The 23,612-nt window shown below is 53.4% G+C and carries 17 protein-coding genes; 3 read left to right on the forward strand and 14 right to left on the reverse strand.

Translation table 11 applies throughout. The features are described 5' to 3' along the window. The first annotated feature begins 80 nt into the window (after positions 1–80). The gene (ydeE, locus tag M2371_RS05850) at positions 81–1,286 is read left to right on the forward strand and encodes an efflux MFS transporter YdeE (protein WP_259267151.1); all 1,206 of its coding nucleotides are present in this window, start codon (positions 81–83) and stop codon (positions 1,284–1,286) included. 23 nt (positions 1,287–1,309) lie between these two features. Here ydeE and M2371_RS05855 read toward each other — a convergent pair whose 3' ends face one another. The 11 genes from M2371_RS05855 to M2371_RS05905 all read right to left on the reverse strand — a co-directional run bounded on the left by M2371_RS05855 (position 1,310) and on the right by M2371_RS05905 (position 18,219). Further along, a complete protein-coding gene (locus tag M2371_RS05855; RefSeq protein ID WP_259267152.1) occupies positions 1,310–1,948 on the reverse strand; it encodes a hypothetical protein in 639 nt (212 codons plus the stop codon). A 73-nt stretch (positions 1,949–2,021) separates the two neighbouring features. After that, positions 2,022–3,188, reverse strand: a complete 1,167-nt coding sequence (locus M2371_RS05860; protein ID WP_259267278.1) for a GNAT family N-acetyltransferase — start codon at positions 3,186–3,188, stop codon at positions 2,022–2,024. A gap of 116 nt (positions 3,189–3,304) precedes the next feature. Beyond that, on the reverse strand, positions 3,305–4,003 hold the full coding sequence (urtE, locus tag M2371_RS05865) for an urea ABC transporter ATP-binding subunit UrtE (RefSeq protein ID WP_259267153.1): 699 nt from the start codon (positions 4,001–4,003) through the stop codon (positions 3,305–3,307). Positions 4,004–4,111: 108 nt separating this feature from the next. Further along, positions 4,112–4,909, reverse strand: coding sequence for an urea ABC transporter ATP-binding protein UrtD (gene urtD, locus M2371_RS05870; protein ID WP_259267154.1), 798 nt, complete (start codon positions 4,907–4,909; stop codon positions 4,112–4,114). Beyond that, positions 4,909–5,982 carry an urea ABC transporter permease subunit UrtC gene (urtC, locus tag M2371_RS05875; RefSeq protein WP_259267155.1) on the reverse strand — a complete coding sequence of 358 codons (1,074 nt, stop codon included), beginning with the start codon at positions 5,980–5,982 and terminating at the stop codon, positions 4,909–4,911. The genes urtD and urtC overlap by 1 nt, the downstream gene beginning before the upstream one ends. Next, entirely contained in the window at positions 5,982–7,472 is a 1,491-nt protein-coding gene (urtB, locus tag M2371_RS05880) for an urea ABC transporter permease subunit UrtB (RefSeq protein ID WP_259267156.1), read from the reverse strand. Before urtB ends, urtC begins: the two co-directional genes overlap by 1 nt. 117 nt (positions 7,473–7,589) lie before the next feature. Next, positions 7,590–8,861, reverse strand: coding sequence for an urea ABC transporter substrate-binding protein (urtA, locus tag M2371_RS05885; RefSeq protein ID WP_034495292.1), 1,272 nt, complete (start codon positions 8,859–8,861; stop codon positions 7,590–7,592). A gap of 20 nt (positions 8,862–8,881) precedes the next feature. Then, a complete protein-coding gene (locus M2371_RS05890) occupies positions 8,882–9,559 on the reverse strand; it encodes a GntR family transcriptional regulator (protein ID WP_259267157.1) in 678 nt (225 codons plus the stop codon). A gap of 97 nt (positions 9,560–9,656) precedes the next feature. Beyond that, complete coding sequence (gene uca / locus M2371_RS05895; RefSeq protein ID WP_259267158.1) at positions 9,657–13,277, reverse strand: urea carboxylase; 3,621 nt, start codon at positions 13,275–13,277, stop codon at positions 9,657–9,659. A 10-nt stretch (positions 13,278–13,287) separates the two neighbouring features. Further along, the gene (gene atzF / locus M2371_RS05900; protein WP_259267159.1) at positions 13,288–15,084 is read right to left on the reverse strand and encodes an allophanate hydrolase; all 1,797 of its coding nucleotides are present in this window, start codon (positions 15,082–15,084) and stop codon (positions 13,288–13,290) included. Positions 15,085–15,264: 180 nt separating this feature from the next. Further along, positions 15,265–18,219: an autotransporter outer membrane beta-barrel domain-containing protein gene (locus M2371_RS05905; protein WP_259267160.1), complete on the reverse strand. Its 2,955-nt coding sequence runs from the start codon at positions 18,217–18,219 to the stop codon at positions 15,265–15,267. Between the two features lie 279 nt (positions 18,220–18,498). Here M2371_RS05905 and dtpB point away from each other — a divergent pair, with 279 nt between their 5' ends. Beyond that, a complete protein-coding gene (gene dtpB / locus M2371_RS05910; RefSeq protein WP_259267161.1) occupies positions 18,499–19,977 on the forward strand; it encodes a dipeptide/tripeptide permease DtpB in 1,479 nt (492 codons plus the stop codon). A gap of 68 nt (positions 19,978–20,045) precedes the next feature. Here dtpB and M2371_RS05915 read toward each other — a convergent pair whose 3' ends face one another. The 3 genes from M2371_RS05915 to M2371_RS05925 form a co-directional block, all read right to left on the reverse strand. Beyond that, complete coding sequence (locus M2371_RS05915; protein ID WP_034495278.1) at positions 20,046–20,279, reverse strand: DUF2526 family protein; 234 nt, start codon at positions 20,277–20,279, stop codon at positions 20,046–20,048. A gap of 65 nt (positions 20,280–20,344) precedes the next feature. Continuing rightward, positions 20,345–21,100: an alpha/beta fold hydrolase gene (locus M2371_RS05920; protein WP_259267162.1), complete on the reverse strand. Its 756-nt coding sequence runs from the start codon at positions 21,098–21,100 to the stop codon at positions 20,345–20,347. 275 nt (positions 21,101–21,375) lie between these two features. Continuing rightward, positions 21,376–22,089, reverse strand: coding sequence for a glutamine amidotransferase (locus tag M2371_RS05925; protein WP_259267163.1), 714 nt, complete (start codon positions 22,087–22,089; stop codon positions 21,376–21,378). A 195-nt stretch (positions 22,090–22,284) separates the two neighbouring features. Here M2371_RS05925 and M2371_RS05930 point away from each other — a divergent pair, with 195 nt between their 5' ends. Then, entirely contained in the window at positions 22,285–23,610 is a 1,326-nt protein-coding gene (locus M2371_RS05930) for an SrfA family protein (RefSeq protein ID WP_259267164.1), read from the forward strand. The last annotated feature ends 2 nt before the right edge of the window (positions 23,611–23,612 follow it).

The following is a 23,612-nucleotide window of genomic DNA, read 5'->3' on the forward strand; positions in this document are numbered from 1 at the left end:
AAGTACAACCTATACTTTGTTGATCCTTCATGATAAATCTTGTCTCCCCCCAACAAATACATTCTAAAAAAAACGATAAAATGGTTTCCCTGACGACACGCTTTTCTGGCAAGCAACTCTCCATCAGCGTTTTACTGCTCTCTTCGCTGCTCCTCACCGTGGGGCGCGGTTTAACGCTCCCGTTTATGACGATTTATCTATCCCGGCAGTACGGCATGCCGCTAAATGAAATCGGGATGGCGCTCACCCTCGCCCTGACGACAGGCGTGGTATTTAGTCTGTGGTTTGGCATTCTGGCCGATAAATTCGACAAAAAAATGTACATGCTGCTGTCGATTATTATTTTCCTCGGCGGGTTTGTGGCGATCCCATTGGTCAATAATGCCGTTCTGGTGGTGGTGTTTTATTCGCTGATAAACTGCGCGTACTCGGTGTTTGCCACGGTGTTAAAAGGCTATTTTTCCGATGTGCTGGAAATTCACCAGAAGCCGAAAATCTTCTCGCTCAACTACACCTTTGCCAATATCGGCTGGACGGTTGGCCCGCCAATTGGCACGCTGGCGGTGCTTTACAGCACTAATCTGCCATTCTGGTTATCCGCATTAACCGCCATCATTCCGTTTATCGTGATTAGCCGCTATGTACACAGCGTGTCGGCGAACGAAACGCAGGAAATCGACAACGTCAGGCTTTCTCCGGTGCAGATGCTCAAAGACAAAGCGTTGATGTATTTCACGCTTTCGGCATTCCTCGGTTCACTGGTGTTTGGCTCTTTCGCCGCCTGCTTATCTCAGTACGCGATCGCTATCTCGGATTCGGATCTGGCGCAAAAAGTGGTTGGCGTTGTGTTACCGGTGAATGCGTTTGTGGTGGTGGTTTTTCAGTATATGGTCGGCAAACGTATTCGCCCGGACAATATCAAAAAGCTGATGGGCTACGGCACACTGTTCTTTATGGCAGGATTGGCGGGCTTTATGATTTCGGGCGATAACCTGCTGCTGTGGGGCATTTCTGCTGCGGTATTTACCCTCGGCGAGCTAATCTTTGCACCGGGTGAATATATGCTGGTGGACAACATCGCCCCAGCAGGATTGAAAGCCAGCTACTTCTCTGCACAACAGCTCGGTTGGTTAGGCGGCGCGTGCACCCCACTTTTCACCGGTTTGATTCTGACCTGGTTGCCGCCCTATATGCTGTTCGTGGCGCTCATGGCGGCAATTGGATTGTCTTACCTGATGATTGTGAAAGGGATGGCGGTAAAACCGCAGCTAATCCATGGCAGATAAATCAATTATAAACACACAGAAATTTACTCTGCTTTTGATAAAGTCACTTGTATTTTATCAGCCACATAGTTTATTTCATTTATAACCAGCTTACATTTAACTTTCCCGACATGGAAAGTTTTCACTGTACCAACAATCATATTATCCTCAACAGTAGAAAGACCTGGTGTAACATAAGATATAGTTAAGGATGCATTCCCAGTTATCGAAATCGCATGTACACCGATAACAACACCATATTGTTCATCCGTAATTGACTGCCCTCGAGCCACCTCGTAACTTGTTGTTTTTATAGGTAGTAAGCCTGGCATCACAACATCATCTTGCCTAAGGCTCGCAATTAATTCATTTGCATCTTTATTATCTTTTTGAAGTTTTTTTATTTTCTCATAAAAAATCGGACTCACCTGTTCTGAATTCATAAGCCACTCTTTATATTGGTTATTTTCAGCCCGGGTTGCATCAACTTCTTTTTCCAGAATTTCTAACTTCGCTTTATAAACTGAAGTTTCTGCTTTAGATGTTTCAGTTTCTGCTTTAGCAAGCAATACTTTATTTTCAACTATAGATACTGATGCAAAATATACAGCCGAAGTATAAGCAAGAATTGACACAATAGGATGCTTTGATAATTGCCCTAATATATTATTGACTAATCCCATACCATTTCAGTTCCAAATTCCATGTATTAGAGTACTTTGAGAAAGTACTCTAAATTATTGAAAGATAAAAGACTTAGTAGAGATATTTCCGGTACTGAATAAACCCAGGCTTATCTGCCATTTTGTCGTATAGCGCCTGGCCTGCCGCGTTGGTTTCATGAGTATGCCAGTACACGCGCCCACAGCCTTTGTTCTGCGCATGTTGATAAACGCCTTCAATCAACGCCCGTCCAACACCTTTGCCGCGTGATTCCGGTGCGGTAAACAGATCCTCAAGATAACAATGATCCTCCGCCGACCACGTACCACGGTGGTAAACCATATGCGTAAACCCGAGCATTTTCCCCTGCTCATCAAACGCACCCAGCGCAAACATGGGTTCAGATGCATCAAGCATGCGCTGCCATGTCAGTTCGGTGATGTCTTCACGCAGTTGCGAATTGTAGAACGTCAGATAACCCTGCCACAGCGGCAACCATGCCGCCCGATCATTTGCTTCAAGCGCCCTGACCTGCACCACAGTTCTGTTCTTAGCTGGGAAACTGTCCTTCAGACTTTCACGAATCTGCGTCAGACCCTGCTGCTGCATACCCTCCGGCATATTCTCAGCCGACAGCCATGTTTCAAATGCCAGCTTAATCTGCGGCCATTCGCTGTCGAGAATCGAAAACCACGCGGTATCGCGGGTGCGCTGTTTATACACCGCCGCCTGGCGGAACAAACCTTCGTAACGGAACCCAAGACGGATTGCCGCATGGCGCGACGGGCCATTCAGGCTGTCACATTTCCATTCATAGCGACGATAACCCAGCTCGAAAGCATATTTCATCAACAGATAATGGGCTTCGGTCGCCTGAACCGTTCGTTGCAGCAATGGGGTATACATCACGAACCCGACTTCCACCACGCCGTTTGCCGGGTCGATACGCATTAACGACAGTGTCCCCACCGCCTTGCCGCTGTTATCGACCACAGCATAATGCAACGGATCGTTGCTCTGCACTGCGGTTTCAATAAACTCAGAAAACTGCTGCTGCCCACTAAATGGCCCGATGCTCAGATACGTCCAGCCGCGGCTATCTTTCGCGGTACTCCACGCCGCCCATAAATCATCAGTGTGGGTACGAGATAAAGGCTCCAGGCGACAATAGCGCCCTTGCAGCATGATCCGCTCCGGGCGAGGGCAAAGTTTCCAGTCGGGAAGAGAGTTGCCCACAGGTTGCTGATATTCATTTGTCATGCCAGTCAATTCAAGCCTCCACGGGCGCAATAACGATAAGTTACCTGAATATAAACAAGTTATGGCATAACTAACAGAACCATAATTTGGGGGATTTGGTAGACCATCGGCCAGAACTAAATCGCCACCAGGCCCCTAACCCCATCGCTTTCCATATCCGCACCTGCACCATGCTGAATAATTGCCCCGCGTGACATCACTAAATAATTGTCGGCAAGTTCAGCGGCAAAATCATAAAACTGTTCGACCAATAAAATCGCCATATCACCTTTAGCGGCGAGGCGACTAATAACCAGACCGATCTCCTTAATCACCGAAGGCTGAATCCCTTCGGTCGGTTCATCCAGAATTAAGAGTTGCGGCTTACAGGCCAGGGCGCGACCAATCGCCAGTTGCTGTTGTTGCCCGCCGGAAAGATCCCCACCGCGACGCTGTTTCATCTCTTTTAGCACCGGAAAGAGCTGATAAATCTCTTCCGACACCTGTTTAGCCTCGCGCCCACTAAAGCGCGAAAGACCCATCAGCAGATTTTCTTCCACTGTCAGGCGCGGGAAAATCTCCCGCCCTTGCGGCACATAGGCAATTCCTGCCTGCACACGCTGGTGCGGTTTGCGACTGGTGATGTTGTTCTGCTGCCAGTTTACGCTGCCGGATTTTGCCGGGATCAGCCCCATCAGGCATTTGAGCAGCGTGCTTTTCCCCACGCCGTTGCGCCCTAGCAGGCAGGTGACTTCGCCGATTTTGGCTTCAAAGGAAACACCACGCAGAATATGACTGCCGCCGTAGTATTGGTTTAGATCGTTGACTTGTAGCATTAACCACCCTCATCCCGGCCTTCTCCCTGAGGGAGAAGGAGAAAAACGAACGATCCCCTCTCCTGAGGGAGAGGGTTAGGGTGAGGGCGTCAATCCCCCACCACAAAATCACCGCCCCAAATAAACCTCTATCACCTGCTCGTTGGCCTGCACTTCACGCAGCGAACCCTCCGCCAGCACTTGCCCCTGGTGCAACACCGTCACGTGGTCGGCAATGGTTTCGACAAAGCCCATATCGTGCTCCACCACCATCAGCGAATGCTTCCCCGCCAGCCCGCGAAACAGCTCGGCGGTGTATTCCGTTTCTGCATCCGTCATGCCTGCAGCGGGTTCATCGAGCAGCAGCAAATGAGGTTCCTGCACCAGCAACATGCCTATTTCAAGAAACTGCTTTTGCCCGTGTGAAAGCAACCCAGCTTTACGATTTCGTTCCGCGCCAAGGCGCAAAGTCGCCAGCATTTCGTCGATGCGGTCACGCTGTTCAGAATTGAGTTTTGCCCGCAGGCTCGCCCAGACTGATTTATCCGCTTTCTGGGCAATTTCCAGGTTCTCAAACACCGTCAGCGCTTCAAACACCGTCGGTTTCTGAAATTTGCGACCAATGCCGCATTGAGCAATATCCGCGGGTTCTAAACGCATTAAATCGGTGGATTGATCGTAAAACGCCCTGCCGCTTTGCGGTTTCGTTTTGCCGGTAATCACATCCATCAGCGTGGTTTTCCCGGCTCCGTTCGGGCCAATCACGCAGCGCAACTCGCCCACGCCGATATTGAGCGACAAGTCCGTCAGCGCTTTGAAACCGTCAAAACTGACATTGATATTCTCCAGCATCAGCACCGGGTCGGTCTGGTCGCGGAAGCGGTCAGCTTCATGCTGGCGCGTAAAGAGCGGTTCACCGGGTTGCATTATTTCTCTCCTTTACGCAGCAGGCCAATCACGCCACGCGGTAAAAACAGCGTCACAACGATGAAAATCAGGCCGAGGAACAGTTGCCAATATTCCGGCACCGCCATGGTGAAATAGCTTTTTGCACCATTCACCAGGCCAGCACCAAGGATCGGGCCGATCAATGTGCCGCGCCCACCGAGTGCCACCCAAATTGCCGCTTCGATGGAATTGGTCGGCGACATTTCTCCGGGGTTAATAATCCCCACCTGTGGGACATACAGCGCCCCCGCCAGCCCGCACAATACGGCAGATAACGTCCATACCAGCAGCTTGAATCCCTTCGGGTCATAGCCGCAGAACACCAGGCGGTTTTCTGCATCACGCACCGCCGTCAACACGCGGCCAAACTTGCTGCGCGCAAGAGCAAATCCAATCCCCAGGCTTGCCATCAGGAGCAAAACGGTAGCAATAAACAGCCCGATGCGTGTGCCTGTCGCGGTGATCGGCATACCTAAAATCGTGGTGAAACCGGTAAAACCATTGTTGCCGCCAAAGCCGGTTTCATTGCGAAAGAACAGCAGCATGCCCGCGTAGGTCAGCGCCTGAGTCATAATCGAAAAATAGACACCTTTAATTTTTGAGCGGAAGGCAAAGAAGCCAAACACCAGCGCGAGCAGCCCCGGCACCAGCACAATCAGCGCCAATGCCCAGGCAAAATGCTGCGTGCCCCACCAGAACCACGGCAGTTGATCCCAGCTCAGGAACGACATAAACGCAGGCAGCCCGTCACCTGCAGCCTGGCGCATCAGATACATCCCCATCGCGTAACCGCCGAGGGCGAAGAAAATACCGTGCCCCAGTGACAATAGCCCGGCATATCCCCACACCAAATCCAGCGCCACAGCGACGATGGCATAGCAGAGAATTTTGCCGACCAATGTGAGCGTATAAGTGGAAAGACTCAGCGGGTGGCTGGCTGGCAATAGCGTTAAGAACGGCAATGTCAGCATCAGCACCACAATCAGAGAACCCAGCGCCATAGAGAGGCGCGGCGCTTTGCGGGCGAGCGTTAACGTTAGCGGCTGGCTCATCAATCAATAACCCTCCCTTTCAGGGCGAACAGGCCTTGCGGTCGTTTTTGAATAAACAGAATAATCAGCACCAGGATGAGGATTTTGCCGAGCACCGCACCAATTTGCGGCTCCAGTATTTTGTTAAAGATACCCAGCCCGAATGCTGCAGCCACGGTTCCCGCCAGTTGCCCAACCCCGCCGAGCACAACCACCAGGAAAGAATCGATGATGTAGCCTTGCCCCAGTTCCGGGCCAACGTTGCCGAGCTGCGAAAGCGCCACACCACCCAGCCCGGCGATGCCAGAACCGAGGCCAAATGCCAGCATATCCACGCGCCCGGTCGGCACTCCGCAGCAGGCGGCCATGGCGCGGTTTTGCGTCACGGCTCGCACATTCATGCCAAGACGCGTTTTGTTCAGCAGCAGCCAGGTAAACAGCAGCACCAGCATCACAAAACCCATCACCACCAGGCGGTTCCACGGCAGAATCAGGTTCGGCAACACCTGCACGCCACCCGACAGCCAGGCCGGGTTGGCGACCTCCATGTTTTGCGCGCCAAACACCATGCGCACAATTTGAATCAGCATCAGGCTGATGCCCCAGGTCGCCAGTAGCGTTTCGAGCGGGCGACCGTACAGATGACGAATAATCGTACGCTCCAGCGCCATACCGATTCCGGCAGTAATGCCAAACGCCACGGGCAGCGCCACTATCGGGTAAAACGTCAGCCATGCCGGGGCGTAGTGCTGAAAAGCGCTCTGCACCAGCCAGGCGGAATACGCCCCAAGCATCAGCATTTCGCCATGTGCCATATTAATCACGCCGAGCAAACCGTAGGTAATCGCCAGCCCGAGTGCCGCTAACAGCAAAATGGACCCCAGCGACAACCCCATAAACGCCTGGCCGAGAATGTCGCCCAGCATTAAACGATGCTGAATTTTTTGCAGCCCTTCTGCTGCGGCTATACGCACCGGTTCGTTAGATTCGATTTGCGGATCGGTAAGCGGTTTGAGCAACGCCTGGGTATCGGGGTCCGAGGAATGGCTGAGTAACTCCACCGCGTTCAGGCGCACTTTTGCGTCGGTGCTGGCGAGTTGCAGTTGTGCCAGCACGCCTTCAAGCGCATGGCGGACGTTTTCATCAGGTTCAGCTTTTAACCGCTGCTGCACAAGCGGCAGCAAATCAGGCTGCACGTCGCGTTGTAGCGCTTTTGCCGCTTGCAACCGCTCAGTGACGTTGTCACTTATCAGGTGATGACTGGCGAGTGCGCTGCCCGCAAGAATGCGTAAGCGGTTAGTCAGGCGCACTTTTTTATCGTTAATCACCAAGTTTTCTTGCGCCAGCGCGTTGAGTAACGGTAAACGTTTTGCATCCGGTGCCGCCGCCCAGGTTTGCAGCAGTTTGGCCTGCTGCGTGCGGTTGGCTGCGGCAAAATCTTCAGCATCTCCGGCATGAGCGAACCACGGCAGCAGCCAGGCTGCAATTAACAGGCAGCGTACAAATTTCATGGGTAACTCCTTTACTCGATCGATCCCCTCTCCCTTGAGGGAGAGGGTTAGGGTGAGGGGGATTAGCGACGGACGCCCTCACCCCGGCCCTCTCCCCCAGGAGAGGGAGAAAACGAGTTAGTTACTCGCCATTTTCACAGGCTCGTCAGATTTTTTATCGTTGCCGGTAATGAACGGACTCCACGGCTGGGCGCGTACCGGAGCATCGGTCTGCCACACCACGTTGAACTGGCCGTTCCCTTCGATTTCACCAATCATCACCGGCTTATGCAGATGGTGGTTGGTGGCGTCCATAGTCAGCGTAAAGCCAGACGGTGCCTTGTAGGTTTGCCCTGCCATCGCCGCGCGAACTTTGTCCACATCTGTAGTCCCCGCTTTCTCAACCGCCTGCGCCCACATATGGATACCGACGTACGTCGCTTCCATCGGGTCGTTGGTCACAACCGTATCGGCATTCGGCAGCTTGTGAGCTTTGGCATACGCTTTCCATTCGGCGACAAACGCTTTGTTGGTCGGGTTATCCACGGACTCGAAGTAGTTCCACGCCGCCAGGTTGCCAACTAATGGTTTGGTGTCGATACCACGCAACTCTTCTTCGCCGACCGAGAACGCCACCACCGGAACATCGGTCGCTTTAAGGCCCTGGTTTGCCAGTTCTTTGTAGAACGGCACGTTGGAGTCGCCATTAATGGTGGAGATAACGGCGGTTTTGCCGCCTGCGGAGAACTTCTTGATATTGGAAACAATGGTCTGGTAATCGCTGTAACCAAACGGCGTATACACCTCTTCGATATCTTTATCCTGCACGCCTTTGGAATGCAGGAACGCGCGCAGGATTTTGTTGGTGGTGCGCGGATAAACGTAATCCGTGCCCAGCAGGAAGTAGCGTTTCGCCGCCCCGCCGTCCTCGCTCATCAGGTATTCCACCGCCGGAATCGCCTGCTGATTTGGCGCCGCCCCGGTATAGAACACGTTTGGCGACATTTCTTCGCCTTCATATTGCACCGGGTAGAACAGCAATCCGTTCAGCTCTTCAAACACTGGCAGCACCGACTTGCGTGAGACCGATGTCCAACAGCCGAACACCACTGCCGCTTTGTCCTGGCTCAGTAACTGGCGGGCTTTTTCAGCGAACAACGGCCAGTTTGAAGCCGGATCAACCACCACCGGTTCGAGTTGTTTGCCCAGCACGCCGCCTTTGGCGTTGATGTCCGCGATGGTCATCAGCGCCACATCTTTGAGCGGCGTTTCAGAAATCGCCATCGTGCCGGAAAGCGAATGCATGATGCCCACTTTGATGGTGTCGGCGGCCTGAGCGCTAAAGGCCAAACCCATGCTGATAACGGACGCTGAGAGCGCAAAGGCTTTAATAAAGGTGCGACGCTGCATAATGTTTCACTCCAAAAGTATTAAGGTAAAACCCCATGCTTCGCCTGATGAAGCATATGGAGAGTAATTTGACGAACCTCTTTCTGACTTGCGGCGATATGGTCGTGTAAGCGGGTTTGCGCCTCCTGAAGTTGACGGTTCAAAATGGCGAGCAAAATCAGCCCATGCTCGAGATAAGTCGCACTAACGCGAGGCCGTTGGGTAAAATCCAGCCGCCGCACAATGCGAATTTTTTCAGTAATTTCCCGGTGAACTCGCGCCATTTCTGGGTTTCCCGCCGCTTCTACCAGCGTCATGTGGAAAACCTCGTCGTGGCTGGCGACTTCCCCGCCATCGGGTAACTGCGCGGAATCCATCCAGAACTGCTTAAGCGCCTGTAACGGCAGCGGGCGTACTTCGGCGGGCAACGCACACAGCCGTTTCACCGCTTCAAGCTCCAGCACAATGCGCAGATCGTAGAGCGACTCGAGATAGTCGAAGTCCACCGCTTTTATCTGCCAACCGCTGCGCGGCTGCACCTCGACATAGCCTTCTTGTTCAAGGGCATACAGCGCCTGGCGCACCGGAGTGCGGCTGGCGGCCATGCGTAGCGCGATATCGTTTTCGCTAAAGCGATCCCCCGGCAGCAACTGGAAATCGAAGATTTCCTGTTTCAGTAAGCGGTAGATACGCTCGGCAACGCCCTCGGTTTTTTTCATGCCCTCACCCTAACCCTCTCCCACGGGAGAGGGGATTGACCGGTTTTCTCCTTCTCCTGGGGGAGAAGGTCGGGATGAGGGCGTCCGTCCCCAAACATCACACCGCCTCCAGCCACAACAACGCATCACCCGGTCCCACCGGGCGACCCTGCTGGCAACTAATGCGGATAACCGTTCCGTCGCATGGTGCGCTCACCATCAGTTCCATCTTCATGGCTTCCACCACAATCAACGGATCGCCCTGCTTCACGCTCTGACCCGGTTCGACGAGGATCTTCCAGATATTGCCGTTCAGATCCGCGCTCACTAACTGACCTTCTTGTTCTTCTGGCACGGCTTGTTCCACGGACATCGCGCTGGCAACGGCGGCCGTTTCCTGCTCTTTCCAGTTCGCCACCTCCCGCTTGAAGGCCAACTGCTGGCGGCGGCGGAAATCCGTAATGTCATCGGCGTTATCGCTCAAAAACGCGTTATAAGCGGCGAAATCAAAATCGACTTCTTCGACGCGAACCTGGGCGCGTCCTTCGCGGAATGCGCTGCGCAACTCGGTCAACTCGTCTTCGGAAACCGGGTAGAAACGCACCTGGTCAAAAAACTTCAGCAGCCACGGCTCGTCGCCAAACTGTTCGTTTTTGAGGAATTTGTTCCAGATGGGCAGCGTGCGCCCGACCAGTTGGTATCCGCCCGGTGAATCCATGCCGTAGATGCACATATACATGCCTCCGATACCGACGGTGCCTTCGGCAGTCCACGTGCGGGCCGGGTTGTATTTCGAGCTAAGTAAGCGATGGCGCGGATCTAACGGCACAGCGCAAGGTGCACCGAGATACACATCCCCGAGGCCGAGAATCAGGTAGCTGGCATCAAACAGGATCTGTTTCACTTCGTCGCGGTGCGCCAGCCCATTGGTGCGCTGAATAAAATCAACGTTATTAGGCAGCCACGGCGCATCGGCGCGTACGGTTTCTTTGTAACGTTCCACCGCCGCAAGGGTGGCGCTGTCTTCAAAAGCCATCGGCAAATGGACAATGCGCGACGGGATTTTGAGCTTCGTGACATCGCCGAGCTGTTTCTCAAGCCCAAGCAGTAACGTCAGCAGTTGCGACTGGGAAATATGCTGGCTGTCATAACGCACCTGAAGTGAACGCACGCCGGGGGAAAGCTCTTCAACGCCGGAAACGCCAGCCTGTTTAATCGCCTTCATCAGCAGGTAAATTCGCAGGCGCAATGCCAAATCCAGCACGTTGTCGCCGTATTCAATCAGCACATAGTTATCGCCCGCCTGGCGGTAAACCACCGCAGGCAACCCTTGTTGTGCGTCCAGTTCTGCGAGGATTGCCGCACTCGACGTGGTGGTCGGTGTAATCGACGGATGCAAATCCGGCAGATTTAACACATGCAGCAAATTAGTCACCGCCACGTCCTGGGCGATTTCCAGCGACTGAGCGTGTTCAAAGGTGATCGCATGGAAGCGAATACGATCGCCCGGCTTCACCTGCCCGACTTTCCACAGCTCTGCTTTCGCGATAGTCACCGGACAAACAAACCCGCCGAGGCTTGGGCCATCACGCGTCAAAATCACCGGGAAATCTCCGGTAAAGTTCACCGCGCCAATCGCATATTCGCAGTCATGAACATTGGAAGGATGCAGGCCCGCTTCGCCACCGTCAGCACGCGTCCACTCCGGTTTCGGGCCAACTAACCGCACGCCGAGGCGGTTGGAGTTGTAGTGAACCTGCCATTCGGACTCAAAGAAAGTTTGCATGGATTCCGGCGTGAAGAAATCCGGTGCGCCGTGTGGCCCGTACAACACGCCGATTTCCCACACGTCGCTGTACTGCGGAATCACGGCGGGTTCCGGGGTTTTCGGCAGTGAAATTGGCGCAGGTGTGGTGCAGGCTGGCAAGCTCGGCTGGGAAATTGCCAGCACATCCGCCACGCGTAAGGTGCGCCCGGCATGGCCGCCAAACTGCCCGAGGGCAAACGTCGAACGGCTCCCGAGATACACCGGCACATCAATACCGTTACGCACCGCCAGATAGGTGCGGCAGCCTGAAGTCGCACGCCCCAGTTTTAGTGTTTGCCCCGCTTTCACAATCACCGGCTGCCAGTATGGAACCGCTTCATCATCAAGCGTCGCCGGGCAATCAGCGCCGGTTAGCGCAATAGTCGCAGCGCTGTGGAAACGCAGGGTTGGCCCTTGCAGGGTAAATTCCAGCCCGGCAGCTGACGGATGGTTGCCGACAATGCGGTTTGCGAGGCGAAACGCAAAATCGTCCATCGGGCCGGACGGTGGCACGCCGATATCCCAATAACCGAGGCGACCTGGGCTATCCTGCACGCTACTCCAGGTGCCGGGTTCCAGCACTTCAATGGCGTGTGCCTGATAAACCACGCTATCAAGCAGGCGCGTCCACATCATTCCGGCTTTAAATTCAGCGAGTTGAACAATTTGGCGCAGGTAATCGAGGTTTGTCGCAATACCGTGTAAACGCGTGGCGGCCAGCGCCGCGTTCAGTTTACTTAACGCCTGTTGGCGATCGTCGCCATACACGATCACTTTGGCGATCATCGGATCGTAAAACGCGCTCACCTCGCTGCCGGTGCTGACCCAACCATCGACGCGAACATCTTCCGGGAAGAAAACGTCGGTCAGCACGCCGGGGCTTGGCTGGAAGTTTTTCAGCGCATCTTCGGCATAAATTCGCACTTCAATGGCGGCACCTTTGGGTGGCAGTGCTAAACGCTGCCAGTCAAGCGTGACGCCCGCGGCCACGTTAATCATGCATTCGATAAGATCCAGACCCGTGACCATTTCAGTCACCGGATGCTCGACCTGCAAACGGGTGTTCACTTCGAGGAAATAGAACGCATCGCGGGCGGCGTCGTAGATAAATTCCACGGTGCCTGCGCTGCGGTAATTGACCGATTCGCCGAGTGCCACGGCAGCGGCGTGAATCGCTTCACGCGTGGCTTGCGGCAGATTCGGCGCGGGAGTTTCTTCCACCACTTTCTGATTGCGGCGTTGCAATGAACAATCACGCTCGCCCAGCGCCACCACTTTGCCTTTGCCATCACCAAAAATTTGCACTTCAAGATGACGAGCGCGGTCGACAAAACGCTCGATAAACACGCCATCGTCGCTGAAAAACTGCTGCCCCATGCGTTTCACGCTCGACCAGGCTTCAATCAGGTTCGCTTCATCATCACAGCGAGTCAGCCCTATTCCGCCGCCGCCCGCCGTGGTTTTTAGCATCACCGGATAGCCAATTTCAGCCGCCGCCAGCTGCGCTTCTTTGAGGGTTAACAGCAAACCGGTTCCCGGCGTCATCGGCACCTCGGCTTTAAACGCCAGGTCACGAGCGCAATGTTTCAGCCCAAAGTCACGGATTTGTTCCGCCGTGGGGCCGATAAAAACAAGGCCGTTTTCGGCGCACGCCTGGGCAAACTCAGCCCGTTCCGACAAAAAACCGTAGCCAGGGAATATCGCCTGTGCGCCGCTTTGTTTGGCTGCCGCGATGATTTTCCCGATATCGAGGTAACTGTCCGCGGCTTTCTCGCCACCCAGTGCAATCGCCACATCGGCGTCCATCACATGCTGTGCATTGGCATCGGGTTCGGAGTACACCGCCACGCTGGCGATACCCATTTTCTTGAGTGTTTTAATGGCGCGAACAGCAATTTCACCGCGGTTTGCTATCAATACTGAGCTAAACATTTTCATCTCCTCAGGCGCTGTGGTGACGGGCAAGCCAGGCTTTCCAGCCGCCCCACGCGGTAATATCCGTGGCGTCGTATAGTGCTGCGGGTTCGCAAATAAACCCTTTCACACTCCTGCCGTCTTCCAGAGTCAAAGTGCCGATCCCAAGCGGCGCGGGGATCTCCGCCACAAATTCCCCAAAACGAGCCAGCGGGATATCCCATAGCTCGACGGCAATCGGCTGCCCGGAGGGGCTTTTGGCAAGACCGGGTTTTGGCGGCTGAGTATTGGCCAGCGCATAAAGGCGATAATTGGCCGCGGTGCGGGATTCTTCGATAAACACCGCATGACGGGTGGTGAGCTGGTGGTTGAGCGGCATTCCGCGCAGATGTGCGCCGACAACGGCAACGCGAACGTGGTTTGCAGAGATTTTTGCGGCCAGGGTCGCAGGAAGCGTTTTTTCAGTGGCACCCAGCGGCAGGTTCAGCGCCTGTTGCCAGCTTTTCCCGAAGTGGCTCAAAGCCTGGTCGTGCCATGCGGGGGCGATAATCGTGATGCCTGCTGGTAAGCCGTCTTCACGGAAATCTCCCGGCAGCGCCAGCGCGCAGAGGTCGGCCAGATTGGTGAAGTTGGTGTAGGTGCCAAATTGCGAGTTGTATCGCACCGGCTCCTGCGCCATTTCAGCGAGGGTATGGATAGTCGGTGACGTTGGCACCACCAGCGCATCAAACTCGCTCAGTTGCGCGTTGATTTTTTGCGCCAGTTCCGCGCGGGTGTATTCCGCCTGCCAGGCATCGCAAGCCGTGTAGTTCAGGCCGTTGGCCACAATGCCGCGCACGGTGGGGTCCATCGCTTCAGGCTGATTTTTGAAAATTTCGCCTACCGCAACAGTCCGCTCTGCCACCCATGCGCCGTAATAAAGCTGCTCGGCTAACTGGTTAAAGGCGGTGAAATCGATTGGAATAAGTTCTGCGCCCTGCTGCTCAAGGCGTTGCAACGTTTTGGCAAAAGCCGCCTCGCTATATTTGTCGCCAAAAAACTCAAGCTGGTCGGGAATGGCAAAACGCGGCTGTTCATTAAAACGTGCCGGAGCCGTTTGCGGATTAGCGCGTGTGTACGGATCTTGCGGATCGATGCCGCCCGCAATGGAAGCCACGGTTTCGGCATCTTCAACCGTTAACGCGAATACCGAAACACAGTCATTGAGGCGGCAAGCAGGCACCACGCCTGCGATGGAAATCCAGCCTTTTGTCGGTTTCAGGCCCACGATATTATTGAAGCCCGCCGGTACGCGCCCGGAACCGGCGGTATCGGTACCCAATGAGAAGCAGACCAGGCCGCGCGCTACCACCGATGCAGAACCGGAGCTTGAGCCGCCGCTCACATATTCAGGGTTGAAGGTATTTTTGACTGCGCCAAACGGTGAGCGGGTGCCGACAAGCCCGGTCGCGAATTGGTCGAGATTTGTTTTGCCTACCACAATGGCCCCCGCCGCTTTCAGGCGGGATATCACAGTCGCATCTTTTTCAGGGGTGTAAGTAAATGCCGGGCACGCCGCGCTGGTGGGCATTCCGGCGACATTAATATTATCTTTCGCCGCAAAAGGAACGCCTAATAATGGAAAATCTGTTGCCTGCTTTTCACCAGAATTAATTTCCTGAAAAATTGTGGTTAATTGGGCATAGATTTCATCCTGCGTGGCGATATATATCCACGCATTATCATCGCGGGATAAGTTCGCATTTAATTGCTGATATGCCGCCACTAGCTGTTGCGGGTGCTGGCGGTAACTCACGACCCATTCAGACAAAGTTGCTACTGACATAAACTGGAATCCCATCTGGTATACAAGATGGAATCAATAAAGCATTAAACGTGCCAGATATTTATCGCGCTGTTATTTAAAGCAATAGTACGGAGCTATAATATTTACTTATATATCCCCGCACTATGGTAGCGCGCGATTTGTTTTTAATTTCCCGTGATGGTGCAACGATTAAAATAATTACCAGGTTACACGCACGCCAAAATTACCGGAATAATCACGGCGATGCTCAGAATCGAGATCGCTGGTTTGATTCACTGCCACATATAAAGCCGTTGCAGGATTTATTGTTGCCGATATTCCCGCCCCAACCTGCACCGCTTTACTGCCAGTGGCAGTATTAACGCCGTCTTCGCCCAGATAAAGCTGCGCGGTATGGTTTGCGCCTTGCCAGTAATTGACATTTATCCACGGCTGGATCTTTTGAACGTCCGACCCGTAATGACCCTGTAGCCGCAGTCCGATGCGCCCGGTATAAGTGGTTTCATCGTCATAACGAATCGTTGAAACCGCGTCGTGACTGTTATCAATGGAGAGATTTTGCACAATAAACTGCACCTGCGGCTCCAGTGTCACATTCCCGCTCAGGGGTAACGGATAGCCGCTTTCTAGCGATGCCGAGCGCAAGTTCCCGTTGATATCCGCATTCATATTGCGTTCAGATTCTTGCGAACCGGAAAGCCAGGTGTTCATCAGCACCGCATCCAGATACGCCTGGTTCTGCCAGATGTGCGTCCAGTACGCCCCGAGGCTATAGCCATTCAGCGTGGTGGAACCCGCACGGCGATTTTGCTCGCCTTCGACAAAACCGCGGACATCGCCAACCACCCGCGTATAGCCAAAAAATAACCCGGCATGATCGGTGGCGCTGGCGTAAAAATCTTGTCCCAACTGCACACCGCCGACGTTGCCGTCAAACGACGGGGAGATATCGCCGCGCCAGTGTTGGTCGGTGTGTGAGCCTAAAATTCGCCCCCAGCTACCGTTGGAAGTCCCGCTATGGGATAAAAAACTCTGCTCTCCCTGCCGTTCGTGGAAGGTGGCAATTTGCGTCAGGCCAATGTTGAAGGCCAGTGGAGTGAGTGCTGAATATAGCGGCACCTCTTCGCGATACAGAGGAATGATCTCTCCCGGCGTTGGAGAAGGGTTCGGTTCCGTCGGTGGCGTGACCGGGATTTCCGGGGTTACTGGAGTAACCGGAGTACCGGGGTCAACAGGCGTTTGCGGATCGACAGGCGTTTCTGGATCCACTGGCGGTTCCGGGTCAGTGGGTGGCGTAACAATTAGCGAGTTACGCAAAAACCACTTGTTCTCGCTGCCTGCAGTTATCCCCCCACGAAACAGGCGGTATTCATACGCCCCGGCACTCACCTGCCCGCCGGAAAGTGTAAAAGCATTGGCCGTGGTCGTTGCGCCATTGACGGTGTCAATCAACAAGATGCCATTCGCTAAAATCGCTGCACCCGGCCCTGAGACATTCACCACCTGCAATTGGGTGTTTCCGCTGGCTTCCCCATCAGAAATCGTCACTTTGTCGGACGGCGAACTGTCGTCACCGAGCACGGTTTGCAGGCGGATGATGCCATTTTGCCCGACATAGTTACCGTTGATGGTCAGATTATCTGACGTTGACGTGCCGCCGTTGGTTAAATCAATCTCGCCCGCGTTATTAACCGTGACGCGATTACCGGTTATCGATGACTGAATTTGTGCGTTACTTTGCTCGCCGGCCAACAACTGACTGCTGGCGTCGATATTAAGCACGCCAGTCCCCGTTACGCTGTCGCCTAAAACTAAAGGCGAGTCGAGCGTGAGTGCAGAACTGTTGGTGATATTGAGCGTTTCAAAGTTCACCAGACGGGCAGGATTACGGGCGGCGCTGTTATCCAGTTGCAAGCTGTCATTATCAGCTCCGCCGTCCAGCACCATGTTGTCACTCAGTTGCGCACTGGTGAGATTGCTCATAAACGCGCTGTCGTCCCCCGCATCCATCAACACCGAGCCTTGAATCACTCCCGAATCGTGCCAGATGAACTGGTCGTTACCTGCGCTGTACTGCACCGCCACACCGTTGCCACCGGTAATATTGCCACTGTTGTTAAGCACATCGCCTGGGGAGTTGAAAAACCAGATACCGTAATCACCACTGCCGGAGGTGAGACTGCCGGAGTTATTGACGGTGGTCGGCCCCACATCGTTTGTGATGGCGCTGCGCCCGGCGGTAATGCTGCCCGCGTTATTAATGATCCCTCCGGCTGAGAGATAAGCCCCATAGGCTCCCGCTGCATTAATCGTCCCGGTTGACGCATTGGTAAACGTGCCAGGGCTGCCAAAATATACGCCATTGGCATTGGTTGCTACGGTTGAAATCGTGCCGTTGTTGGTGGCATTCCCCACCGTTGGCGCACCGACATTATTGATACCGTTCGCCCCAGTTGCGTTAGTAGTTATCACGCTGTTATTGGTAATAACGTTATTCGCACCATTCCCCTCCAGACCATGAGCACCCGTGCCGGAGGTGGTAATACCACCGTTGTTGATAAGGGTATTTCCGCCACTTTGCGCGTATATCCCATCGGCACCGTCACCCAATGTCACAATGGTTCCTTCGTTTAACAAGACGTTATTGCTGGCGGCATTGTTGGAAATATTTGCCATTCCCGATGCGTTCGCACCGCTGGTGTTAATCAACCCCGTCGCGCTGTTGGTCAGCTGGTTGCCATTCCCTTCAGAGAACAACCCTTCAGACTGGATGCCGGTCGTAAAAATAGTGCCAGCGTTAATTTGCTGGTTGCCATCGCCGCGGGAAGAAATAGCGTCAAAGGTATCGCCGGCGATATTAATGGTCCCGAGGTTTTGCGCGGTGCTGTCAGTGTAAATCAGCACGCCGTTGTTATTAGCAATCGTCACTGTGGCATTGGGATCGATGATAACGGAGACCTGGGAGCTGTTCGTTTGTGCGGTAATAGGTTGTGTGACGGGGATCGGGTCAGGGCTGCACGTGGTTTGTTCACCGCTGGCAGGAGTAAAGTTGTCGCAGGCGGCATACGTGGTTTCTGTTTCCAGGGCCAACAACATGACGCCAAGCGAAGCCATTTTCAGTGAGCGCCGCGCGTTGAAATAGTTTTCTGCCATAGAGTAAACCCAAAAGCAGTGAGATATTTCAATAGTGTAGATGGATGTCAGAAATTCTGGAGGACTCCCACCGGATAAAAAATAGGGTGTTATTTTTGTAGTGTGATCAACCACCAGGAAAGCAAATTAACCATACAATACCCTAAGTATCGTCTCAAAGTCGGCATTAATACATCATATTGATGTACAAAAACAGAAGACGATTCCATCAGAGATCGACCTTAGGTATAGCGCCAATAGCCGCCTATACTTCCTTAAAATGTCTAAAGGCAAACGAACATGAACAAGCCCGCCCCTACCGGTTTATTGCAGCAACCTAAACCGTTTTTTATGATTTTTTTTGTTGAGTTATGGGAGCGTTTTGGATACTACGGCGTGCAGGGTATTCTGGCCGTATTTTTCGTTAAAGAGCTCGGTTTTTCACAGGAACAAGCCTTTGTCACCTTTGGTGCCTTTGCCGCTCTGGTTTACGGGCTGATCTCTATCGGTGGGTATGTTGGCGATCATTTATTAGGCACAAAACGCACAATGGTTCTTGGTGCCGTGGTACTGGCGCTGGGCTACTTTATGACCGGTTTGTCGCTGCATAATCCTGATATGATCTTTATTGCTCTGGGCACCATCGCGGTGGGCAACGGGCTATTCAAAGCCAATCCAGCCAGTCTGCTTTCAAAATGCTATCCGCCAAAAGATCCCCGTCTGGACGGCGCATTCACCCTGTTTTACATGTCTATCAACATCGGTTCTTTACTGTCTTTGTCGCTCGCGCCCGTCATTGCCAACAAATATGGCTACGCCGTGACCTACAACCTGTGCGGCATTGGCTTAGTCTTCGCATTGCTGGTTTATTTCTGCTGCCGTGGCATGGTGCGCGACATCGGCTCGGAACCCGATAGCAAGCCGATGAGCTACAAAAATTTACTGCTGGTTTTAGCAGGAACGGTGGTGATGATTTACGTCTGTGCGTGGCTGATGCATAACGTGAAAGTGGCGAATATCGTGTTAATTGTGCTGTCTATCATCGTGATTTTCCTCTTCTTCCGCGAGGCCGCGAAACAAAACAAAAGCGATCGCAACCGCATGTACGTCGCCTTTGTGCTGATGATTGAAGCGGTGCTGTTTTATATTCTGTATGCCCAGATGCCAACGTCGCTGAACTTCTTTGCTATCAATAATGTGCGCCATGAAATTCTCGGCTTTACTATCAACCCCGTCAGTTTTCAGGCTTTGAACCCATTCTGGGTCGTGGTCGCCAGCCCCATTCTGGCCACGCTGTATACCCGTTTTGGTGCCAAAGGCAAAGATCTGACGATGCCTGCCAAATTTACTCTCGGCATGTTCCTGTGTTCGTTAGGTTTTTTAACTGCCGCCGCTGCTGGCATGTGGTTTGCTGACGCACAAGGGCTGACTTCCCCTTGGTTTATCGTGCTGGTTTATTTGTTCCAGAGCCTGGGTGAGCTAATGATCAGCGCGTTAGGTTTAGCGATGGTCGCCGCACTGGTGCCGCAATATATGATGGGCTTTATTCTCGGGATGTGGTTCCTGACCCAGGCCGCAGCCTTCCTGCTCGGCGGCTACGTTGCCACCTTCACGGCAGTGCCGGAATCCCTTAACGATCCGCTGCAAACATTGCCGATTTATACCGGCGTGTTCAGCAAAATTGGCATCACGACCTTTGTGATCGCGCTGATTATGGCCGCGATGGTGCCGTGGCTAAACCGTATGATGAATATGCAACCGGAAGTGAAAACCGCTTGATTTCTACGCCTTGGTTTCTTTTCACGCCGCCTTCAACGAAGGCGGTTTTTAATAACACGTTTTAAAACTTAAATAATTGTGCCGCCTTTGGTTAAATCCTCGCGGCGCTGTTCCACTTCTGCTTTATGGTGATGGCCCTTCTGCGCGATGGCGATACGCAAACGCTGCTGCTGCGCGTAACGATCTTCGCGGGTTAACTCAGCATCATCGCTCAGTTCAATCAGCAACTCATTCATATGCTCAATCACATTCTCCGCCACCGCCGCGTCTACGCGGGCAATAACATCTTCCAGGTGCGCCATAACTATCTCCTTAAATTTTGAGGGTATACCTTATGACTCCCCGGTAATATTCTCAAGCTCATTAATCATTCGTGCTGTTTACAGAATGACTCTAATGCGCCGGCTAGTGCCGCTGGATTCTCCCATGACATGGAATGCCCGCATTCGGTCAATACCGCTGTGCTGATGCCCAACTTTTGGACTTGGGTGAAATCACTGTCAGGCAGCGATTGCTCACCAAAGATCAGCGAACGCGGTTTGTTCAGCTGCGCGAAAATCGTTAACCAGTGATTCCCCTTGATCAGGCTTTCCGCTCCGCGCCACACAGCCCAGGGAGCCGCTGCCGCTAAACTTCCTGACCATGGGCCATTTTCATTGTTAATCATTGCGTTATGCAGCTCTGAAACATAATTCGCTTCACTCACGCTGCAAATCTGTTGGCTAAAAAAGCCGCCGCCAGGATGGAAGTTAGGCTCTGAAACGATCAGCGCGGATAAATTTGCGGTCGATAAATCTGCAGCTTCAATACAGATACTGCCGCCCATGCTATGACCATAGAGAAAATACTTCTCCAGTTTCAGATGACCAATAAGTTCAGCCACCACTTGCGCCTGTTCTTTAATTGAATAACTGAAATCGCGGGGTTTTTCGCTATATCCATAACCGGGAAGGTCGATAAGAATCGCCCTTCGCCCAGCAAAATTTTTATCAGCAACGACGCGAGGATATTCATAAGATGAAGCGCAACCGAGGCCATGAACAAATACAAGCGGTGTGCCGCTGCCAGGCAATTCCAGCCAGCGGACGCGGCAGTTTGCAGTGGTTGAAAAAAATGACTCCATGTTGTTATTCCTGTCTTTTTAACGGTGGAGGTCGCTAACATTCATCCCTCCTACAACTGCTTTCATGTAGGGGGGATAAGCCGAAGGCGTCATCCACCATTAATGCCAATAATGTCGGAGGTCGCTACGCTAATCCGACCTACAAAAAAGATTATCAGTTCAATTTTGCTTTCGAGAAATCGCTGCCGTTCAGGCTGACGGTGTAACCCGTCACATTGCTGCGAGTGGCATAGAAAGTTTTGCCATTTGCCAGCGCGATCTACCGCCATTTATTATTACAATAACGCAACAAACCGCTGCAATATCGCCCGGGATTCAGGCGTGTCGCTGACTTTTGCCAGCAGTGCGTCACGGTCTTTCCCTTTCATCGCCACTCTTTCGCTGCGGCTGGTAATGATTTTATTCATCACCGGGGCGCTAAATTCCGGGTGGAATTGCACTGAGAATGCGGTTGGTGAGTAACGAACTATCTGATGCGGGTCATGGCTGGATGCGCCCAACACCACCGCACCTTTTGGCAGCGCGAGCACGCTTTGTTCGTGGCTTAAAAAGGTATCGAACGAATTTGGCAGGCCGCTAAGCAGCGGGTCGTGCTGGGCGGCGTCATTCAGCGTGACGGCAATTTGCCCCACTTCGCTACCCTGCGGATGGTAATTCACCGAGCCACCCAGCGCGTAAGCCATTAACTGGTGCCCGTAGCACACACCCAAAACCGGCACGCCCGCCTCGATAACTTCCCGCGCCCACTCGGCGGTGCGTTCGCTCCATTCTTCATGGTCCGTCACCATTGCCCATGAACCGGTAATCACCGCGCCGCTAAACGTGCCAACAGCGGGAAGTGCTTCACCTTCAAACGGACACACCACAGTCACCGGGCCAACATCACCTAATGCGGCGTGAAACCACTGCGGTTGCTCGCCGACGGCTTGACGAATATCCAGCGGTGGATGGCCCATCTGAACCAGTAATAACGGCAATTTTTCTGACATGGATTAAGCACTCCGGCGATGTAGAGAAGAATAATCAGTAGCACAAAACCATCGCGTCACCCAATGACTTAAGTGCAATCGCCCGATAATTAGAAAAAAGTGCCGCTTCCTCCGCCGTTTGCCTGGGCCGCGAATCCGTAAAATGGAAAGTGTGAAAATGGCTCAAGCGGAGCTGAAAACAGCAGGATTGATGACGTGGCAAAAACATTATTGCGCAGCGGATGCTTAGATGACTTCCTTTCGCTAGGCGAAAACGGGCAGACAGTATTCGACTCGGCACTACAAATTCGCGAAACATTGCGCTTACGCAAACAGCAAGCGGTGGTCGATAGCCTGGCGATTCCTCAGCCAAACGATGAAGGCGACCGGGTTGACTGGTACGCGCCCTGCGAGGGTTCAGTCATCAGTTGGGCTGCGGCCAGCGATGAACAACGCAAAAAAGCGCTGCGCTATCTCGATAATTGCCAGGCCAACGTCGCCTCGCTGATTCAGCGCTGCGGGCAGTCAGAAAAAACGGCGATTCAACTTTTTGGCTCCTTGCTCGCCAACGCATTGCAGTTTCCTGGCAGCCAGCATGTTTACCTGGTTGATGGCAAACCGGTGCTCACGTTTTGGGGATTTGTCAGCCTTAACAATAGCGCCCGCCCCGACCCACTCGATTGCTTGCGTATTGCCGAAGAACACGAACCGGTTATTGAGTTCCTTCCGGAGCCACCACCTGCCACGCCGCCCGTTATCGTATTGAGTGAACCGGATGAACCGCTGTATTCGATCTCCGCGCCAACACCCCCTACACCGTTGCCAGAATTACCGCCGCAGCCTGCGCCAGTCGAAGAAACCGTCACACCTGCGGCAGTGAAAAAACCGAAACGCTGGATATGGCCCGTTGCGGCGGCCATCGTGGCGGCTATCGCTGCTCCAGTGTCATATTTTGTGGTATCGGCTCCCCACGCCGAGCCTTTAGCGCAGAAAGTTGAAGACGTTAAACCGCAAGCCATTGCCCCTGCGCCCATGCAGGCTCAACCCGTTGTCGAGCATGTTTCCACGCTGCCTGTTGCTCAGGCCGCTGTTGTCGAAGCGCCCGCACCCGAACCAGAGCCGGTTGTCATCGCCGCAACAACGCCCGCTGATGTACCCAAAGGCGCGCTGATTTTACCCGCCGACGCGTTAAAAGTTGGCTCGACAAAATTCCTCAATGGCAGCTGGCGCGTCGCCATCAATATTAAAGATTCCATCACTGGCAAACCGCCGACGCTGCGTTACCAAATCGCCAATAACAAAGGCAACGTGCGCCTGGTGCATGGCGACAATATCGTCTGCAAAGCGGACGTGTTTTCCGGCCTGATGCAGTCCGGCACGTTGATGATCAAAACCCGTGGCAATGCGCGTTGCAGCGATGGTTCGCGTTATCCGCTGCCAGAAATCTCCTGCAAGCCGGACGAGAACGATGTGGCTCAGTGCAGTGGGCGCTACGACGGCGACACCGTGGTGCCTGTGACATTTAAAAAAGTGAGTGATTAATC

The sequence above is a fragment of the Buttiauxella sp. BIGb0471 genome (assembly GCF_024807715.1).
GTDB classification, from domain to species: Bacteria; Pseudomonadota; Gammaproteobacteria; order Enterobacterales; family Enterobacteriaceae; genus Buttiauxella; species Buttiauxella agrestis.

Excerpts from the sequence above, each read along its gene's own strand:
- M2371_RS05925 (WP_259267163.1), bottom strand. The coding sequence starts at position 22,089 with ATGTCAGAAAAATTGCCGTTATTACTGGTTCAGATGGGCCATCCACCG.
- urtD (WP_259267154.1), bottom strand. The coding sequence starts at position 4,909 with ATGCAACCCGGTGAACCGCTCTTTACGCGCCAGCATGAAGCTGACCGC.
- urtC (WP_259267155.1), bottom strand. The coding sequence starts at position 5,982 with ATGAGCCAGCCGCTAACGTTAACGCTCGCCCGCAAAGCGCCGCGCCTC.
- ydeE (WP_259267151.1), top strand. The coding sequence starts at position 81 with ATGGTTTCCCTGACGACACGCTTTTCTGGCAAGCAACTCTCCATCAGC.
- M2371_RS05890 (WP_259267157.1), bottom strand. The coding sequence starts at position 9,559 with ATGAAAAAAACCGAGGGCGTTGCCGAGCGTATCTACCGCTTACTGAAA.
- atzF (WP_259267159.1), bottom strand. The coding sequence starts at position 15,084 with ATGTCAGTAGCAACTTTGTCTGAATGGGTCGTGAGTTACCGCCAGCAC.
- M2371_RS05855 (WP_259267152.1), bottom strand. The coding sequence starts at position 1,948 with ATGGGATTAGTCAATAATATATTAGGGCAATTATCAAAGCATCCTATT.
- M2371_RS05920 (WP_259267162.1), bottom strand. The coding sequence starts at position 21,100 with ATGGAGTCATTTTTTTCAACCACTGCAAACTGCCGCGTCCGCTGGCTG.
- M2371_RS05915 (WP_034495278.1), bottom strand. The coding sequence starts at position 20,279 with ATGGCGCACCTGGAAGATGTTATTGCCCGCGTAGACGCGGCGGTGGCG.
- uca (WP_259267158.1), bottom strand. The coding sequence starts at position 13,277 with ATGTTTAGCTCAGTATTGATAGCAAACCGCGGTGAAATTGCTGTTCGC.
- urtB (WP_259267156.1), bottom strand. The coding sequence starts at position 7,472 with ATGAAATTTGTACGCTGCCTGTTAATTGCAGCCTGGCTGCTGCCGTGG.
- urtE (WP_259267153.1), bottom strand. The coding sequence starts at position 4,003 with ATGCTACAAGTCAACGATCTAAACCAATACTACGGCGGCAGTCATATT.
- urtA (WP_034495292.1), bottom strand. The coding sequence starts at position 8,861 with ATGCAGCGTCGCACCTTTATTAAAGCCTTTGCGCTCTCAGCGTCCGTT.
- dtpB (WP_259267161.1), top strand. The coding sequence starts at position 18,499 with ATGAACAAGCCCGCCCCTACCGGTTTATTGCAGCAACCTAAACCGTTT.
- M2371_RS05905 (WP_259267160.1), bottom strand. The coding sequence starts at position 18,219 with ATGGCAGAAAACTATTTCAACGCGCGGCGCTCACTGAAAATGGCTTCG.
- M2371_RS05860 (WP_259267278.1), bottom strand. The coding sequence starts at position 3,188 with ATGACAAATGAATATCAGCAACCTGTGGGCAACTCTCTTCCCGACTGG.